Here is a 17,024-nt window from a genome sequence, read left to right as displayed (position 1 = left end):
TTCTGTTTAACCATCTATACCAGGGACTTCGCCATGAAATTATTCGCCCAGGACTCGCATCTCGATCTTTCACATCCACACGTGATGGGGATCCTGAATGTCACTCCTGACTCCTTCTCTGACGGCGGCACGCACAACACGCTAATTGACGCGGTTAAGCACGCAAATTTAATGATTAATGCAGGCGCCACCATCATTGACGTTGGCGGCGAATCGACGCGTCCCGGCGCGGCGGACGTTTCTGTGGAAGAGGAGCTGGCGCGCGTGGTACCGGTGGTTGAAGCGATCGCTCAGCGCTTTGAGGTCTGGATCTCTGTGGACACCTCCAAGCCAGAGGTGATTCGTGAAGTGTCGAGAGTGGGCGCTCACATTATTAATGATATCCGCTCACTGACCGAGCCCGGTGCCGTTGAAGCAGCCGCGGAGACAGGTCTGCCGGTATGCCTGATGCACATGCAAGGGCAGCCGAAAACGATGCAGGAAGCGCCGAAGTATGACGATGTTTATGCCGACGTAAATCGCTTCTTTATTGAGCACATTGAACGCTGTGAACGTGCGGGCATCCCAAAAGAGAAATTGCTGCTCGACCCGGGGTTCGGTTTCGGTAAAAATCTCTCTCACAATTACGCGTTGCTTGCGCGCTTATCGGAATTTCATCATTTCGGCCTGCCCCTGCTGGTGGGGATGTCGAGAAAATCGATGATTGGGCAATTGCTGAATGTTGGGCCGAGCGAGCGCCTGAGCGGCAGTCTGGCATGCGCGGTGATTGCCGCGATGCAAGGCGCGCATATAATTCGTGTCCATGACGTCAAAGAAACAGTAGAAGCCATGCGTGTGGTGGAAGCCACACTGGCAGCGAAGGAAAACAAACGCTATGAGTAATCGTAAATATTTTGGTACCGATGGCATCCGTGGGCGTGTTGGCGATGCACCCATCACCCCTGATTTTGTTCTGAAGCTGGGTTGGGCTGCGGGTAAGGTTCTGGCGCGTCATGGCTCACGTAAGATCATCATTGGCAAAGATACCCGTATTTCAGGCTATATGCTCGAATCTGCGCTCGAAGCCGGTCTGGCGGCGGCGGGGCTTTCTGCTTCGTTTACAGGTCCAATGCCAACGCCTGCGGTCGCTTATCTGACCCGTACCTTCCGTGCTGAAGCCGGAATCGTGATTTCTGCTTCACATAACCCGTTCTACGACAACGGCATCAAGTTCTTCTCCATCGACGGCACCAAGCTGCCGGACGAAGTGGAAGAGGCCATTGAAGCCGAAATGGAAAAAGAGATCACCTGTGTTGATTCCGCAGAGCTGGGTAAAGCGAACCGTATCGTCGATGCGGCGGGTCGTTATATCGAATTCTGCAAAGGCACTTTTCCGAACGAGCTGAGCCTGGCGCATCTTAAAATTGTGGTGGACTGTGCGAACGGTGCGACCTATCACATTGCGCCGAATGTTTTCCGCGAGTTGGGTGCGAAAGTGATCGCCATTGGCTGCGAGCCGGATGGTCTGAACATTAATGAGCAGGTCGGGGCGACGGACGTGCGTGCTCTTCAGGCCCGCGTGCTGGAAGAAAAAGCCGATCTGGGCATTGCGCTGGACGGCGACGGCGACCGCGTGATCATGGTTGACCACGAAGGTAACAAAGTCGACGGCGACCAGATCCTGTACATCATTGCCCGTGAAGGGCTGCGTCAGGGGCAATTGCGCGGCGGTGCTGTCGGTACCCTGATGAGCAACATGGGTCTGGAGCTGGCGCTGAAACAGCTGGGAATTCCGTTTGTTCGCGCGAAAGTGGGCGACCGCTACGTGCTGGAAAAGCTGCAGGAGAAAGGCTGGCGTATTGGTGCGGAAAACTCCGGTCACGTGATCCTCCTCGACAAAACCACCACCGGTGACGGCATTGTTGCCGCGCTTCAGGTGGTTGCCGCGATGGCGCGCAACCATATGAGCCTGCACGACCTGTGCAGCGGCATGAAAATGTTCCCGCAGATCCTGGTAAACGTGCGTTTCACAGCGGGTAAAGGCGATCCGCTTGAAAATGACAACGTAAAAGCGGTGATGGCTGATGTTGAAGCGGCTCTGGGCAGCCGTGGCCGCGTCCTGCTGCGTAAGTCAGGTACCGAGCCGTTAATCCGCGTGATGGTGGAAGGTGAGGACGAAGCGCAGGTAACGGAATTTGCGCACCGCATTGCGGATGCCGTTAAAGCTGCATAATCCTTCACAGTAAGTGTTTAAAAAGGCGGCGCTTGCCGCCTTTGTTTTAAGCAATTAATGGCTTTTTGCTGTTTTTTTCCGCAGTTGATACAATGCGTCGAAAATGCCCTTGCGAAGGTGATTCGCTTTGGTTAGTATTCACACCCGCTTCAGTGGGAAACAAAAATCCTGCTAATTGGTCGAAGCATTGGTATGCGGCAAATCCGCAAGGAACAGGTTGATTATGTACGAAGCTCTTTTAGTTGTTTTCCTTATTGTAGCCATCGCTCTCGTAGCGCTGATTATGCTGCAGCAAGGTAAAGGCGCTGATATGGGAGCCTCCTTCGGAGCAGGCGCTTCCGGTACGCTGTTCGGTTCAAGTGGTTCTGCGAACTTCATGACCCGCACAACGGCGATTCTGGCTACGCTGTTCTTCATCATCAGTCTGGTACTTGGCAATATCAACAGCAACAAGACCAGTAAAGGAAGCGAGTGGGAAAATCTGAGCGCGCCAGCGAAAACTGAGCAGACTCAGCCAGCTGCACCGGCTAAGCCAACCAGCGATATCCCGCAGTAAGTATTCCGTACCGAGGTGGTGGAATTGGTAGACACGCTACCTTGAGGTGGTAGTGCCCTAACGGGCTTGTGGGTTCGAGTCCCATCCTCGGTACCAATATTCCAGAAGAAAGACGTCGAAAGACGTCTTTTTTTCGTTTGTATATTGTGGTGGTGGACTGGCGCTGCGCTTACCCGCCCTATAAATACCACATAAAAAAGGCGCCTGTTGGGCGCCTTTTGCATATCTTGCTGTCGATTATTTCTTATCGCTGTGTTCCAGGTTCTCAACCTGTGGGAGACCGTTACCTGAATTCGCGGAGAGCAGGCCGTTCTCAACGTAGTTGAACAGCTTTTCACGGGTATCGGTGATGTCCAGGTTCCGCATGGTCAGCTGGCCAATACGGTCGTCCGGCGAGAATACTGAATCACCTTTCTCCATGGTCAGACGCTCTGCTTTATAGGTCAGGTTGTCAGACACGGTGTTCAGAATGGAGTAGTCGTTACCGCGACGCAGTTCCAGCGTCACTTCACCGGTGATCGCGCTCGCTACCCAACGCTGCAGCGCGTCACGCAGCATCAGCGCCTGCGGATCGAACCAGCGACCCTGATACAGCAGTTTGCCCAGCTGACGACCATGAGAGTGATACTGCTCGATGGTGTCTTCGTTGTGAATACCGGTCAGCAGACGCTCGTAAGCGATGTGCAGCAGCGCCATCCCCGGCGCTTCATAGATACCGCGGCTTTTCGCTTCGATAATACGGTTTTCAATCTGATCGCTCATGCCCAGACCGTGACGACCGCCGATGCGGTTTGCTTCCAGCATCAGTTCAACGTCATCAGAGAAGGTCTTGCCGTTCAGGGCAACCGGATGACCACGTTCGAAACGCACGGTCACTTCTTCCGCCGGGATCTTCACGTTCTCGTCCCAGAACTTCACGCCCATGATCGGGTTAACGATCTTCACGCTGGAGTTCAGGAATTCCAGGTCCTTCGCTTCGTGCGTCGCACCCAGCATGTTGGAGTCGGTTGAGTACGCTTTCTCAACGGACATTTTGTAGTCAAAGCCGCAGGCAATCATAAACTCGGACATTTCATGGCGACCACCCAGCTCGTCGATAAAGTCGGTATCCAGCCACGGCTTGTAGATCTGCAGCTCGGCGTTGGTCAACAGACCATAACGATAGAAACGTTCAATATCGTTGCCTTTATAGGTACTGCCGTCACCCCAGATGTTCACGCCATCTTCTTTCATGGCGGCAACCAGCATGGTGCCGGTGACGGCACGGCCCAGCGGGGTGGTGTTGAAATAGGTCAGGCCGCCGGTGGTGTTATGGAACGCACCGCACTGAATAGCGGCAATACCTTCAGCAACCAGCTGCTTACGGCAGTCAATCAGACGTGCGTTCTCTGCGCCATACTCCATAGCACGACGAGGGATCGCGTCATAATCGTCCTCATCCGGCTGACCCAGGTTCGCAGTATATGCATACGGAACCGCTCCCTTCTGGCGCATCCACAGCAGTGCAGCGCTGGTATCCAGGCCGCCTGAGAAAGCGATGCCAATACGTTGTCCTACCGGAAGATGCTTGAGAATCGTCGTCATAGAATAAAACCCTGCTTGATTGACTGATTAGAGACCGCTTTCGCTCTCGTGTGCATTTTTATGCAAAATAAGTGAGTATTCATTTAATCATCTTTTGTCGAAGACCGAAAGAGACTCGTGCGTTTTTTGTAAAAAATTTGGTCTGTTCTGTCTGGCGGAAGCTGGGTTGACAGGTGGGGTCAACTATCAATATACTAAACGCCGATTTTACGTCCCGTCTTCGGTACCAAATCCCAGCATTATTTGCAAATTCTGTCCAAAACGCGTAGAATTTGCCACGTTTCAGGCGCGGGGTGGAGCAGCCTGGTAGCTCGTCGGGCTCATAACCCGAAGGTCGTCGGTTCAAATCCGGCCCCCGCAACCACTTTCCCATAAAGTTCTTTTTCAAATATACTGTGAAGACTTAGAGCCTTCGTAGCTGGATTTGAAAAAATTCTTTCGGAGAGTGCTCCAGGCCACAGTTGTGGCTATAGGGTTCAGTTATCTAAAGCCCCGATTTATCGGGGTTTTTTGTTATCTGACTACAGAATAACTGGGCTTTACGCCCTTTTTTTATGTCTTGGGGGTGGGCTTGTCCACATTAGAGCAAAAATTAACAGAGATGATTACTGCACCGGTCGAAGCACTGGGCTACGAACTGGTCGGCATCGAATTCGTTCGCGGCCGTACATCGACGCTGCGCATCTATATTGATAGTGAAGATGGCATCAATGTTGATGATTGTGCTGATGTCAGCCACCAGGTGAGTGCGGTTCTTGATGTTGAAGACCCGATTACCGTTGCGTACAACCTGGAAGTTTCCTCACCTGGCCTCGATCGCCCGATGTTCACGGCCGAGCACTATGTGCGCTTTACCGGTGAAGAAGTGGCTCTCGTTCTGCGTATGGCCGTACAGAACCGCCGTAAATGGCAGGGAATTATCAAAGCCGTTGATGGTGAAATGATCACGGTGACAGTCGAAGGCAAAGATGAAATGTTCGCGCTGAGTAATATCCAGAAGGCGAACCTGGTTCCCCACTTTTAACAGTCTGGATTGAGGTGAAAAGCCCGCGATGAACAAAGAAATTTTGGCTGTTGTTGAAGCCGTCTCCAACGAGAAATCACTGCCGCGTGAGAAGATTTTCGAAGCGCTGGAAAGTGCACTGGCTACAGCAACCAAGAAAAAATACGAACAAGAGATCGATGTTCGCGTAGAAATCGATCGTAAAAGCGGTGACTTCGATACATTCCGTCGTTGGGTAATCGTAGAAGAAGTGACCCAGCCGACCAAAGAGATCACCCTGGAAGCTGCACGTTTTGAAGACGAAAGTCTGAACGTGGGTGACTACGTTGAAGATCAGATTGAATCTGTGACCTTCGACCGTATCACCACCCAGACCGCTAAGCAGGTTATCGTGCAGAAAGTGCGCGAAGCCGAACGCGCTCTGGTTGTCGATCAGTTCCGCGATCAGGAAGGCGAAATCATCACTGGCGTGGTGAAGAAAGTGAACCGTGACAACATCTCTCTGGAAATTAAATCCGAAGGGATGCCGGGCAACGCTGAAGCCGTGATCCTGCGTGAAGACATGCTGCCGCGTGAAAACTTCCGCCCGGGCGACCGTATTCGTGGTGTTCTGTACGCCGTGCGCCCTGAAGCGCGTGGTGCGCAGCTGTTCGTGACCCGTTCTAAACCAGAAATGCTGGTTGAACTGTTCCGCATCGAAGTACCGGAAATCGGCGAAGAAGTTATTGAGATCAAAGCAGCAGCTCGCGATCCAGGCTCTCGTGCGAAAATTGCGGTGAAAACCAACGACAAGCGTATCGACCCGGTCGGTGCTTGCGTCGGTATGCGCGGTGCGCGCGTTCAGGCGGTTTCTACCGAACTGGGCGGCGAGCGTATCGATATCGTTCTGTGGGACGACAACCCGGCGCAGTTCGTGATCAACGCAATGGCTCCGGCTGATGTGGCGTCTATCGTTGTTGACGAAGACAAACACACCATGGATATCGCTGTTGAAGCGGGCAACCTGGCGCAGGCAATTGGCCGTAACGGTCAGAACGTACGCCTGGCGTCACAGCTGAGCGGCTGGGAACTCAACGTCATGACCGTTGATGACCTGCAGGCTAAGCATCAGGCTGAAGCCCATGCGGCGATCGATACCTTCACCAAATACCTCGACATTGACGAAGACTTCGCCACTGTTCTGGTAGAAGAAGGTTTCTCTACGCTGGAAGAACTGGCCTATGTGCCAATGAAAGAGCTGCTGGAAATTGACGGTCTGGATGAGCCAACCGTTGAAGCCCTGCGTGAACGCGCTAAAAACGCACTGACCACCCTGGCACTGGCTCAGGAAGAAAGCCTTGGCGATAAGAAGCCGGCTGATGACCTGCTGAATCTGGAAGGTCTTGATCGTGCGATTGCGTTCAAGCTGGCTGCCCGTGGTGTTTGTACGCTGGAAGATCTCGCTGAGCAAGGCGTTGATGACCTGGCTGATATCGAAGGTTTAACCGACGAGAAAGCCGGCGAACTCATCATGGCCGCACGTAATATTTGCTGGTTCGGCGACGAAGCGTAATAAACTGTAGCAGGAAGGAACAGCATGACTGATGTAACTGTAAAATCGCTGGCTGCTGAGATTCAGACCTCCGTGGACCGCCTGGTACAGCAATTTGCTGATGCAGGGATCCCGAAGTCCGCTGATGACTCGGTGACCGCGCAAGAAAAACAAACCTTGTTAACGCATCTGAACCGCGAACATGGTTCTACGCCTGACAAGTTAACGCTGCAGCGCAAAACGCGCAGCACGTTAAACATCCCTGGTACCGGTGGCAAAAGCAAATCGGTACAAATCGAAGTCCGCAAGACGCGCACCTTTGTAAAACGTGATCCGCAAGAGGCAGAACGCCTTGCCGCGGAAGAGCAGGCACAGCGTGAAGCGGAAGAACAAGCTCAGCGTGAGGCGGAAGCAGCCGCCAAACGTGAAGCAGAATTAAAAGCTGAACGTGAGGCCGCAGAAAAAGCGAAACGCGACGCCAGTGATAAAGTGAAGCGTGACGCTGCGGAAAAAGACAAAGTGAGCAATCAACAGACAGACGAAATGACCAAAACCGCCCAGGCTGAAAAAGCCCGCCGTGAAAATGAAGCTGCCGAGCTGAAGCGTAAAGCGGAAGAAGAAGCCCGCCGTAAGCTGGAAGAAGAAGCTCGCCGCGTCGCTGAAGAAGCGCGCCGTATGGCTGAAGAAAACGAGAAGAATGGCGTGAACACCGCTGAACCGACTGAAGATACCAGCGACTATCACGTGACCACTTCTCAGCATGCGCGTCAGGCTGAAGATGATAACGACCGTGAAGTAGAAGGCGGCCGTGGCCGTGGTCGTAATGCAAAAGCCGCGCGTCCGGCGAAGAAAGGTAACAAACACGCTGAATCTAAAGCTGACCGCGAAGAAGCACGTGCTGCGGTTCGCGGTGGTAAAGGCGGTAAGCGTAAAGGTTCTTCTCTGCAGCAGGGCTTCCAGAAGCCAGCTCAGGCGGTTAACCGTGACGTCGTAATTGGCGAAACCATCACCGTTGGCGATCTGGCGAACAAGATGGCGGTTAAAGGCTCTCAGGTCATCAAAGCGATGATGAAGCTGGGCGCAATGGCAACCATCAACCAGGTTATCGACCAGGAAACCGCACAGCTGGTTGCCGAAGAGATGGGCCATAAAGTTATCCTGCGTCGTGAAAACGAGCTGGAAGAAGCAGTCATGAGCGACCGTGACACTGGCGCTGCGGCTGAACCGCGTGCACCGGTTGTGACCATCATGGGTCACGTTGACCACGGTAAAACCTCTCTGCTCGACTACATTCGTTCTACGAAGGTTGCCTCCGGCGAAGCGGGTGGTATTACCCAGCACATCGGTGCTTACCACGTAGAAACTGAAAACGGCATGATCACCTTCCTGGATACCCCAGGCCACGCAGCGTTCACCTCAATGCGTGCTCGTGGTGCTCAGGCTACGGATATCGTTGTACTGGTTGTTGCAGCAGACGATGGCGTTATGCCACAGACCATTGAAGCTATCCAGCACGCGAAAGCGGCTCAGGTGCCTCTGGTTGTTGCGGTCAACAAAATCGATAAGCCAGAAGCCGATCTGGACCGCGTGAAGAACGAACTGTCTCAGTACGGCGTTATGCCGGAAGAGTGGGGCGGCGAAGCGCAGTTCATCCCTGTATCTGCAAAAGCGGGTACCGGTATCGACGACCTGCTGAACGCTATCCTGCTGCAGGCTGAAGTTCTGGAGCTGAAAGCGATCCGTAATGGTATGGCGAGCGGCGCGGTGATCGAATCCTTCCTGGATAAAGGTCGTGGTCCGGTTGCAACGGTTCTGGTTCGCGAAGGTACGCTGAACAAAGGCGACATCGTTCTGTGCGGTTTCGAATACGGTCGCGTTCGTGCGATGCGTAACGAACTGGGTCAGGAAGTGCTGGAAGCGGGTCCGTCCATTCCAGTGGAAATCCTGGGTCTGTCCGGTGTTCCGGCTGCCGGTGACGAAGTGACCGTAGTCCGTGATGAGAAGAAAGCGCGTGAAGTTGCTCTGTATCGTCAGGGTAAATTCCGTGAAGTGAAACTGGCGCGTCAGCAGAAATCTAAACTCGAGAACATGTTTGCCAACATGACCGAGGGCGAAGTTCACGAAGTGAACGTTGTTCTGAAAGCGGACGTTCAGGGTTCTGTGGAAGCGATCTCCGACTCCTTGCTGAAACTGTCTACCGACGAAGTGAAAGTGAAGATCATCGGTTCTGGCGTAGGTGGTATCACCGAAACCGACGCAACCCTGGCTGCGGCATCCAACGCTATTCTGGTTGGCTTCAACGTGCGTGCTGATGCATCTGCTCGCCGCGTGATCGAAGCGGAAAGCCTGGATCTGCGCTACTACTCCGTCATCTATAACCTGATCGACGAAGTGAAAGCGGCGATGAGCGGTATGCTGTCTCCTGAGCTGAAACAGCAGATCATCGGTCTGGCTGAAGTACGTGACGTGTTCAAATCACCGAAATTCGGTGCGATCGCGGGCTGTATGGTTACCGAAGGTACCATCAAGCGTCACAACCCAATCCGCGTACTGCGTGACAACGTGGTTATCTACGAAGGCGAGCTGGAATCCCTGCGCCGCTTCAAAGATGACGTTAACGAAGTCCGTAACGGCATGGAATGTGGTATCGGCGTGAAGAACTACAACGACGTTCGCGTTGGCGATATGATCGAAGTGTTCGAGATCATCGAGATCCAACGCAGCATCGACTAATCCTTTAGGGATAAGTCCATATGTAGGCCGGGATTGCCTCGTGCCACCCGGCAATAATTTTAAAAGGGGCTTTTAGCCCCTTTTTTGTCTGGAGAATTTATTATGGCGAAAGAATTTGGTCGCCCGCAGCGCGTGGCGCAGGAGATGCAGAAAGAGATTGCGCTCATCCTGCAACGCGAAATTAAAGACCCGCGTATCGGTATGATGACTACCGTGTCCGGCGTAGAAATGTCTCGTGACCTGGCCTATGCCAAAGTGTTCGTAACCTTCCTGAACGATCAGGACGAAGCGGCGGTGAAGAACGGCATTAAAGCACTGCAGGAAGCCTCTGGTTTCATCCGCTCTCTGCTCGGCAAAGCGATGCGCCTGCGTATCGTGCCAGAGCTGACCTTCTTCTACGACAACTCGCTGGTCGAAGGTATGCGCATGTCCAACCTGGTGACCAGCGTGGTGAAACATGACGACGAACGTCGTGTTAACCCGACGGACGACAGCAAGGAGGACTGATGAGTCGTCCTCGTCGTCGCGGTCGCGACGTGCATGGCGTGCTGCTGCTGGATAAACCGCAGGGTGCATCCAGCAACGACGTGCTGCAAAAAGTGAAGCGTATATATAACGCTAACCGTGCGGGCCACACCGGCGCGCTGGATCCGCTGGCGACCGGCATGCTGCCGATTTGCCTGGGTGAAGCGACAAAGTTTTCCCAGTACCTGCTCGATTCCGATAAACGCTACCGCGTTATCGCTAAACTGGGCCAGCGTACGGATACTTCCGACGCGGATGGTCAGGTAGTAGAAGAGCGCCCGGTGACCTTCAGCGCCGAACAGCTTGATGCGGCGCTGGAAAGCTTCCGCGGAGACACGATGCAGGTGCCGTCGATGTATTCGGCGCTGAAATATCAGGGCAAGAAGCTCTACGAATATGCGCGCCAGGGAATTGACGTCCCGCGTGAAGCCCGTCCGATTACCGTGTATGAGCTGCTGTTTATTCGCCACGAAGGCGATGAGCTGGAGCTGGAAGTGCATTGTTCGAAAGGGACCTATATTCGTACCATCATTGATGACCTCGGTGAAAAGCTGGGCTGCGGCGCGCATGTGATTTATCTGCGTCGTCTGGCGGTCAGTAAATATCCGGTCGAGCGCATGGTGACGCTTGAGCAACTGCGCGCGCTGGCTGAACAGGCACAAGCGCAGGGAGTGGCACCAGCAGATTTGCTGGATCCTTTGCTGATGCCAATGGACAGTCCGGCAGCGGACTTCCCGATCGTTAATCTTCCTTTAACATCGTCCGTTTACTTTAAGAACGGAAACCCGGTTCGTACGGCGGATGCGCCGCTGGATGGACTGGTACGCGTGACGGAAGGTGACGAAGGGAAATTCATCGGTATGGGCGAAATGGACGGTGAAGGGCGCGTTGCGCCGCGTCGTCTGGTCGTCGAATATCCGGTCGACGCGTGACGGTGATTACGCCTCACCTTGCGATAAGCAGGGGAGACGAGTAGAATATCGCCGCTTAACGCCCGGTAAATTGTTTAACAATTTGCGGGGCGTACATGGGGTCGCTGAATTAGAGATCGGCACCCTTACATTCTTTATACTTTGGAGTTTGAAAATGTCTCTAAGCGTTGAAGCTAAAGCTAAAATCGTTTCTGAGTTTGGTCGTGGTACTAACGACAGCGGTTCTACCGAAGTTCAGGTTGCACTGCTGACTGCACAGATTAACCACCTGCAGGGTCACTTTGCAGAGCACAAAAAAGATCACCACAGCCGTCGTGGTCTGCTGCGCATGGTTTCTCAGCGTCGTAAACTGCTCGACTACCTGAAACGTAAAGATGTTGCACGCTACACCGCGCTGATCGAGCGTCTGGGTCTGCGTCGCTAAGTCTTGCGAGTTTCAGAAAAGGGGGCCTGATGGCCCCTTTTTTCAACCAGACGGCAGCAATTCAAGGGAAACTATTGTATTGTTGCTATAAATGATCTTCATTGCAGAGGTTCGCGCGGCTAATGAGAGGCTTCACCCATGGGGGTGTCGGTTGTCATTAGTCGCGAGGATGCGAAGAAGGTCGGGTTAAATCGACAGCACGCCGGTGGTGTGCTGTCATACATTTAAGAAAGGACAGAATTTTGCTGAATCCGATCGTTCGTAAATTCCAGTATGGTCAGCATACCGTCACGCTGGAAACCGGCATGATGGCGCGTCAGGCTACTGCTGCCGTTATGGTAAGCATGGATGACACTGCTGTATTCGTTACCGTAGTTGGCCAGAAAAAAGCTAAACCAGGTCAGGACTTCTTCCCGCTGACCGTTAACTACCAGGAGCGCACCTACGCTGCCGGTAAAATCCCGGGTGGTTTCTTCCGTCGTGAAGGCCGTCCAAGCGAAGGCGAAACCCTGATCGCGCGTCTGATCGACCGCCCGGTTCGTCCGCTGTTCCCGGAAGGCTTCGTTAACGAAGTTCAGGTTATTGCGACCGTTGTTTCCGTTAACCCACAGGTTAACCCGGACATCGTTGCGATGATCGGTGCTTCTGCTGCCCTGTCACTGTCTGGTATTCCATTCAATGGCCCAATCGGTGCTGCGCGCGTCGGTTACATCAACGACCAGTACGTGCTGAACCCAACTCAGGAAGAGCTGAAAGAAAGTAAGCTGGACTTGGTTGTTGCCGGTACTGAAGCAGCGGTGCTGATGGTTGAATCCGAAGCTGAACTGCTGAGCGAAGACCAGATGCTGGGCGCTGTGGTGTTCGGTCACGAGCAGCAGCAGATTGTTATCCAGAACATCAACGACCTGGTGAAAGAAGCCGGTAAGCCTCGTTGGGACTGGCAGCCAGAAGCGGCAAACGACGCGCTGAACGCACGCGTTGCTGCACTGGCAGAATCTCGTCTGAGCGATGCATACCGCATCACTGACAAACAGGAGCGTTATGCTCAGGTTGACGTGATCAAAGATGAAACCATCGCCACCCTGATCGCTGAAGACGAAGCGCTGGACGCTAACGAGCTGAGCGAAATCCTGCACGCTATCGAGAAAAACGTTGTTCGTAGCCGCGTACTGGCAGGCGAGCCGCGTATCGATGGCCGTGAAAAAGATATGATCCGTGGTCTGGATGTGCGTACTGGCGTTCTGCCACGTACTCACGGTTCCGCGCTGTTTACCCGTGGTGAAACGCAGGCGCTGGTTACCGCGACCCTGGGTACTGCACGTGATGCGCAGATCATCGACGAACTGATGGGCGAGCGTACTGACAACTTCCTGTTCCACTACAACTTCCCTCCGTACTCTGTGGGCGAAACCGGTATGGTTGGCTCACCGAAGCGTCGTGAAATTGGTCACGGTCGTCTGGCGAAGCGCGGCGTGCTGGCAGTGATGCCAGAAGCAGACAAATTCCCGTACACCGTACGTGTGGTGTCTGAAATCACCGAATCCAATGGTTCTTCCTCCATGGCTTCCGTGTGTGGTGCCTCTCTGGCGCTGATGGATGCAGGCGTGCCGATCAAAGCCGCTGTTGCGGGTATCGCAATGGGTCTGGTGAAAGAAGGCGACAACTTCGTTGTTCTGTCTGACATTCTGGGTGACGAAGACCACCTGGGCGATATGGACTTCAAAGTGGCGGGTTCCCGCGACGGTATCTCTGCTCTGCAGATGGATATCAAAATTGAAGGTATCACCAAGGAGATCATGCAGGTTGCTCTGAACCAGGCTAAAGGTGCGCGTCTGCACATCCTGGGCGTGATGGAACAGGCTATCAACGCACCACGCGGTGATATCTCTGAATTCGCTCCGCGTATTCACACCATCAAGATCAATCCAGACAAGATCAAAGATGTTATCGGTAAGGGCGGTTCCGTAATCCGCGCGCTGACCGAAGAAACAGGCACCACCATCGAAATCGAAGATGACGGTACTGTGAAGATCGCAGCAACCGACGGCGAGAAAGCGAAATTCGCTATCCGTCGCATCGAAGAAATCACCGCTGAGATCGAAGTGGGCCGCGTCTACGCGGGTAAAGTGACCCGTATCGTTGACTTTGGCGCGTTCGTTGCCATCGGTGGCGGTAAAGAAGGTCTGGTTCACATCTCTCAGATCGCTGACAAGCGCGTTGAGAAAGTGACCGATTACCTGCAGATGGGTCAGGAAGTGCCGGTTAAAGTTCTGGAAGTTGATCGCCAGGGCCGTATCCGTCTGAGCATTAAAGAAGCAACCGAGCAGTCTCCTGCCGCTGCGCCAGAAGCGCCAGCCGCAGAACAAGGCGAGTAAGGTAGCATTTGCCCTCCGCTTCGGCGGAGGGTTTATTATCAGGCAGGACGCCTTGTTAAGCCGCCGGGGGACAGGACGTTCATCCAATAGTTGTCTTCGGGAGTGGGAAATGAAGCCTTTTTTGCGCTGGTGTTTCGTTGCGACAGCTTTAACGCTGGCAGGATGCAGCAACTCTGCCTGGCGTAAGAGCGAAGTCCTCGCAGTGCCATTGCAACCGACTTTGCAACAGGAAGTGATTCTGGCACGCATGGAACAAATACTTGCCAGTCGGGCTTTAACCGATGACGAACGCGCACAGCTTTTATATGAGCGCGGAGTGTTGTATGATAGTCTCGGTCTGAGGGCATTAGCGCGAAATGATTTTTCACAAGCGCTGGCTATCCGACCTGATATGCCTGAAGTATTCAATTACTTAGGCATTTATTTAACGCAGGCAGGCAATTTTGATGCTGCCTATGAAGCGTTTGATTCTGTACTTGAGCTTGATCCAACTTACAACTACGCGCACTTGAATCGCGGTATCGCATTGTATTACGGCGGTCGTGATAAGTTAGCGCAAGATGATCTGCTGGCGTTTTATCAAGACGATCCTAATGATCCTTTCCGTAGTCTGTGGCTTTACATCGTTGAGCGTAAGCTCGATGAGAAGCAGGCAAAAGAAGCCCTGAAACAGCGCTTCGATAAATCGGACAAGGAACAGTGGGGATGGAACATTGTCGAGTTCTACCTGGGCAACATTAGCGAAGCAACGCTGATGGAACGCCTCAAGGCGGACGCAACGGATAACACCTCGCTCGCTGAGCATCTCAGTGAAACCAACTTCTATTTAGGTAAGTACTACCTAAGTCTGGGGGATATGGACAGCGCTACGGCACTGTTCAAATTAGCGGTTGCTAACAACGTACACAATTTCGTTGAGCACCGTTATGCATTGTTGGAATTATCGCTCTTGGGCCAGGAGCAAGACGACCTGGCAGAATCGGACCAGCAATAGCTGACGACATAAACATCAGCCCGTAATCTTTTGATTGCCATCACCTTAACTGGTGAGGGCGTTGTTGTTCGTCAATACACCTACTTTGAGCCGGTTCACACTTTTCAATGAAAATTGCTAATCATTTTCACGATGAGCTAAGTAGACTGGCCGCCATTGACATTGAGGCACTCGTACTACATGGCTGAATTCGAAACCACTTTTGCAGATCTGGGCCTGAAGGCTCCTATCCTTGAAGCCCTTAACGATCTGGGTTACGAAAAACCATCTCCGATCCAGGCTGAGTGTATTCCACACCTGCTTTCTGGTCGTGACGTACTGGGCATGGCCCAGACTGGTAGCGGTAAAACTGCAGCATTCTCGCTGCCGCTGCTGAACAACATCGATCCGGACCTGCGTGCACCGCAGATCCTCGTTCTGGCTCCAACCCGTGAACTGGCTGTTCAGGTTGCTGAAGCCATGACGGAATTCTCTAAACATATGCGCGGCGTAAACGTGGTAGCCCTGTACGGCGGCCAGCGTTATGACGTGCAGTTACGCGCCCTGCGCCAGGGCCCACAGATTGTCGTCGGTACGCCGGGCCGTCTGCTGGATCACCTGAAGCGCGGTACCCTGGATCTCTCTAAACTGAGCGGCCTGGTACTGGATGAAGCCGATGAAATGCTGCGTATGGGCTTCATCGAAGACGTCGAAACCATCATGGCTCAGATCCCGGAAGGTCACCAGACCGCGCTGTTCTCTGCAACCATGCCAGAAGCGATTCGTCGCATTACCCGCCGCTTCATGAAAGAGCCGCAGGAAGTGCGTATTCAGTCCAGCGTAACTACTCGCCCGGATATCAGCCAGAGCTACTGGTCCGTGTACGGCATGCGCAAAAACGAAGCGCTGGTACGTTTCCTGGAAGCGGAAGATTTTGATGCGGCGATTATCTTCGTGCGTACCAAAAACGCGACCCTGGAAGTGGCTGAAGCGCTGGAGCGTAACGGCTACAACAGCGCAGCGCTGAACGGCGACATGAACCAGGCTCTGCGTGAGCAGACGCTGGAGCGTCTGAAAGACGGCCGTCTGGATATCCTGATTGCAACCGACGTGGCAGCACGTGGTCTGGACGTTGAGCGTATCAGCCTGGTTGTAAACTACGACATCCCGATGGACTCCGAGTCTTACGTTCACCGTATCGGTCGTACCGGTCGTGCGGGTCGTGCGGGTCGTGCGCTGCTGTTCGTTGAGAACCGTGAGCGTCGTCTGCTGCGCAACATCGAACGCACCATGAAGCTGACCATTCCAGAAGCGGACCTGCCAAACGCAGACCTGCTGGGCAAACGCCGTCTGGAAAAATTCGCCGCAAAAGTACAGCAGCAGCTGGAAAGCAGCGATTTGGATCAGTACCGTGCACTGCTGTCGCAGATTCAGCCTGTCGCTGAAGGCGAAGAGCTGGATATGGAAACCCTGGCTGCCGCACTGCTGAAAATGGCTCAGGGCGAACGTAGCCTGATCGTGCCACCAGATGCACCGATGCGTCCTAAGCGTGAGTTCCGTGACCGTGACGATCGCTTCGAACGTCGTGGCGACCGTAACGATCGTGGTCCACGTGGCGACCGCCCAGAGCGTGGTGGTGAAGACCGTCCACGTCGTGAACGTCGTGACGCGGGCGATATGGAACTGTATCGCATTGAAGTGGGCCGTGATGATGGTGTTGAAGTTCGTCACATCGTTGGCGCGATCGCTAACGAAGGCGACATCAGCAGCCGTTACATTGGTAACATCAAGCTGTTCGCATCCCACTCCACCATCGAGCTGCCAAAAGGCATGCCGGGCGAAGTACTGCAGCACTTTACTCGCACCCGTATCCTGAACAAGCCGATGAACATGCAGCTGCTGGGCGATGCGCAGCCACGTCCTGACCGCGGCGGTGAACGTCGTGGCGGTGGTCGAGGTTTCGGCGGCGAGCGCCGTGAAGGCGGTCGCCGCGAAGGTCGCGGTGGTGAAGGTCGTCGTTTCTCCGGTGAGCGCCGTGAAAACCGTGGCCCACGTCGTGAAGAAGGCACCAGCCGTCGTCGTTTCGGTGACGCGTAAGCCTTTCGCTTCTGACGTAAAGTAAAATATACAGCCCCGATAGACGCTATCGGGGCTTTTTTTATTCCCTTTGTACTCT

The 17,024-nt window shown here is 53.7% G+C and carries 14 protein-coding genes and 2 tRNA genes; 15 read left to right on the top strand and 1 reads right to left on the bottom strand.

The features are described from left to right. Window positions 1-33 precede the first annotated feature (33 nt). The 4 genes from folP (at window position 34) to D5066_RS15730 (ending at window position 2,864) form a co-directional block, all read left to right on the top strand. The gene (gene folP, locus D5066_RS15745) at window positions 34-882 is read left to right on the top strand and encodes a dihydropteroate synthase (RefSeq protein WP_080328313.1); all 849 of its coding nucleotides are present in this window, start codon (window positions 34-36) and stop codon (window positions 880-882) included. Further along, entirely contained in the window at window positions 875-2,212 is a 1,338-nt protein-coding gene (gene glmM, locus D5066_RS15740) for a phosphoglucosamine mutase (protein ID WP_080328312.1), read from the top strand. The genes folP and glmM overlap by 8 nt, the downstream gene beginning before the upstream one ends. A gap of 223 nt (window positions 2,213-2,435) precedes the next feature. Then, entirely contained in the window at window positions 2,436-2,768 is a 333-nt protein-coding gene (gene secG, locus D5066_RS15735; protein ID WP_021242256.1) for a preprotein translocase subunit SecG, read from the top strand. Between the two features lie 9 nt (window positions 2,769-2,777). Further along, window positions 2,778-2,864 (top strand) — tRNA-Leu (locus D5066_RS15730). Window positions 2,865-3,005: 141 nt separating this feature from the next. On the opposite strand, the gene argG is transcribed toward D5066_RS15730, so the two are convergent. Beyond that, on the bottom strand, window positions 3,006-4,352 hold the full coding sequence (gene argG / locus D5066_RS15725) for an argininosuccinate synthase (RefSeq protein WP_119916479.1): 1,347 nt from the start codon (window positions 4,350-4,352) through the stop codon (window positions 3,006-3,008). A gap of 287 nt (window positions 4,353-4,639) precedes the next feature. On the opposite strand from argG, the gene D5066_RS15720 reads away from it, so the two are divergent. From D5066_RS15720 to D5066_RS15670, 11 genes are all read left to right on the top strand, one after another. Then, window positions 4,640-4,716 (top strand) — tRNA-Met (locus tag D5066_RS15720). 207 nt (window positions 4,717-4,923) lie between these two features. After that, on the top strand, window positions 4,924-5,376 hold the full coding sequence (gene rimP, locus D5066_RS15715; RefSeq protein ID WP_165853353.1) for a ribosome maturation factor RimP: 453 nt from the start codon (window positions 4,924-4,926) through the stop codon (window positions 5,374-5,376). Between the two features lie 28 nt (window positions 5,377-5,404). Beyond that, window positions 5,405-6,907 carry a transcription termination factor NusA gene (gene nusA, locus D5066_RS15710; protein ID WP_014885374.1) on the top strand — a complete coding sequence of 501 codons (1,503 nt, stop codon included), beginning with the start codon at window positions 5,405-5,407 and terminating at the stop codon, window positions 6,905-6,907. Window positions 6,908-6,931: 24 nt separating this feature from the next. Then, window positions 6,932-9,619: a translation initiation factor IF-2 gene (infB, locus tag D5066_RS15705; RefSeq protein ID WP_080328310.1), complete on the top strand. Its 2,688-nt coding sequence runs from the start codon at window positions 6,932-6,934 to the stop codon at window positions 9,617-9,619. A gap of 102 nt (window positions 9,620-9,721) precedes the next feature. Continuing rightward, window positions 9,722-10,126: a 30S ribosome-binding factor RbfA gene (gene rbfA, locus D5066_RS15700; protein ID WP_041907887.1), complete on the top strand. Its 405-nt coding sequence runs from the start codon at window positions 9,722-9,724 to the stop codon at window positions 10,124-10,126. Next, complete coding sequence (gene truB, locus D5066_RS15695; protein ID WP_119916477.1) at window positions 10,126-11,076, top strand: tRNA pseudouridine(55) synthase TruB; 951 nt, start codon at window positions 10,126-10,128, stop codon at window positions 11,074-11,076. Before rbfA ends, truB begins: the two co-directional genes overlap by 1 nt. Window positions 11,077-11,230: 154 nt before the next feature. Continuing rightward, the gene (rpsO, locus tag D5066_RS15690; RefSeq protein ID WP_003861789.1) at window positions 11,231-11,500 is read left to right on the top strand and encodes a 30S ribosomal protein S15; all 270 of its coding nucleotides are present in this window, start codon (window positions 11,231-11,233) and stop codon (window positions 11,498-11,500) included. 242 nt (window positions 11,501-11,742) lie between these two features. Next, complete coding sequence (gene pnp / locus D5066_RS15685; protein ID WP_080328308.1) at window positions 11,743-13,875, top strand: polyribonucleotide nucleotidyltransferase; 2,133 nt, start codon at window positions 11,743-11,745, stop codon at window positions 13,873-13,875. Window positions 13,876-13,984: 109 nt separating this feature from the next. Beyond that, window positions 13,985-14,869 (top strand): lipoprotein NlpI, encoded by an 885-nt coding sequence (nlpI, locus tag D5066_RS15680; RefSeq protein ID WP_061096959.1) that lies wholly within the window; start codon window positions 13,985-13,987, stop codon window positions 14,867-14,869. 107 nt (window positions 14,870-14,976) lie between these two features. Continuing rightward, window positions 14,977-15,057 carry a protein YrbN gene (gene yrbN, locus D5066_RS23355; protein WP_100122156.1) on the top strand — a complete coding sequence of 27 codons (81 nt, stop codon included), beginning with the start codon at window positions 14,977-14,979 and terminating at the stop codon, window positions 15,055-15,057. Next, the gene (locus D5066_RS15670) at window positions 15,050-16,945 is read left to right on the top strand and encodes a DEAD/DEAH family ATP-dependent RNA helicase (protein ID WP_119916476.1); all 1,896 of its coding nucleotides are present in this window, start codon (window positions 15,050-15,052) and stop codon (window positions 16,943-16,945) included. Before yrbN ends, D5066_RS15670 begins: the two co-directional genes overlap by 8 nt. Window positions 16,946-17,024: the final 79 nt, after the last annotated feature.

The organism is Enterobacter chuandaensis (genome assembly GCF_003594915.1).
Classification (GTDB): Bacteria; Pseudomonadota; Gammaproteobacteria; order Enterobacterales; family Enterobacteriaceae; genus Enterobacter; species Enterobacter chuandaensis.
The sequence above is the reverse complement of the archived record's forward strand: the minus strand, read 5'-3'. Positions and strand labels throughout refer to the sequence as shown.

Bases quoted from the DNA above. Each gene is read 5' to 3' on its own strand.
- folP (WP_080328313.1), top strand. From the start codon at position 34: ATGAAATTATTCGCCCAGGACTCGCATCTCGATCTTTCACATCCACAC.
- glmM (WP_080328312.1), top strand. From the start codon at position 875: ATGAGTAATCGTAAATATTTTGGTACCGATGGCATCCGTGGGCGTGTT.
- secG (WP_021242256.1), top strand. From the start codon at position 2,436: ATGTACGAAGCTCTTTTAGTTGTTTTCCTTATTGTAGCCATCGCTCTC.
- argG (WP_119916479.1), bottom strand. From the start codon at position 4,352: ATGACGACGATTCTCAAGCATCTTCCGGTAGGACAACGTATTGGCATC.
- nusA (WP_014885374.1), top strand. From the start codon at position 5,405: ATGAACAAAGAAATTTTGGCTGTTGTTGAAGCCGTCTCCAACGAGAAA.
- infB (WP_080328310.1), top strand. From the start codon at position 6,932: ATGACTGATGTAACTGTAAAATCGCTGGCTGCTGAGATTCAGACCTCC.
- rbfA (WP_041907887.1), top strand. From the start codon at position 9,722: ATGGCGAAAGAATTTGGTCGCCCGCAGCGCGTGGCGCAGGAGATGCAG.
- truB (WP_119916477.1), top strand. From the start codon at position 10,126: ATGAGTCGTCCTCGTCGTCGCGGTCGCGACGTGCATGGCGTGCTGCTG.
- rpsO (WP_003861789.1), top strand. From the start codon at position 11,231: ATGTCTCTAAGCGTTGAAGCTAAAGCTAAAATCGTTTCTGAGTTTGGT.
- nlpI (WP_061096959.1), top strand. From the start codon at position 13,985: ATGAAGCCTTTTTTGCGCTGGTGTTTCGTTGCGACAGCTTTAACGCTG.
- yrbN (WP_100122156.1), top strand. From the start codon at position 14,977: ATGAAAATTGCTAATCATTTTCACGATGAGCTAAGTAGACTGGCCGCC.
- D5066_RS15670 (WP_119916476.1), top strand. From the start codon at position 15,050: ATGGCTGAATTCGAAACCACTTTTGCAGATCTGGGCCTGAAGGCTCCT.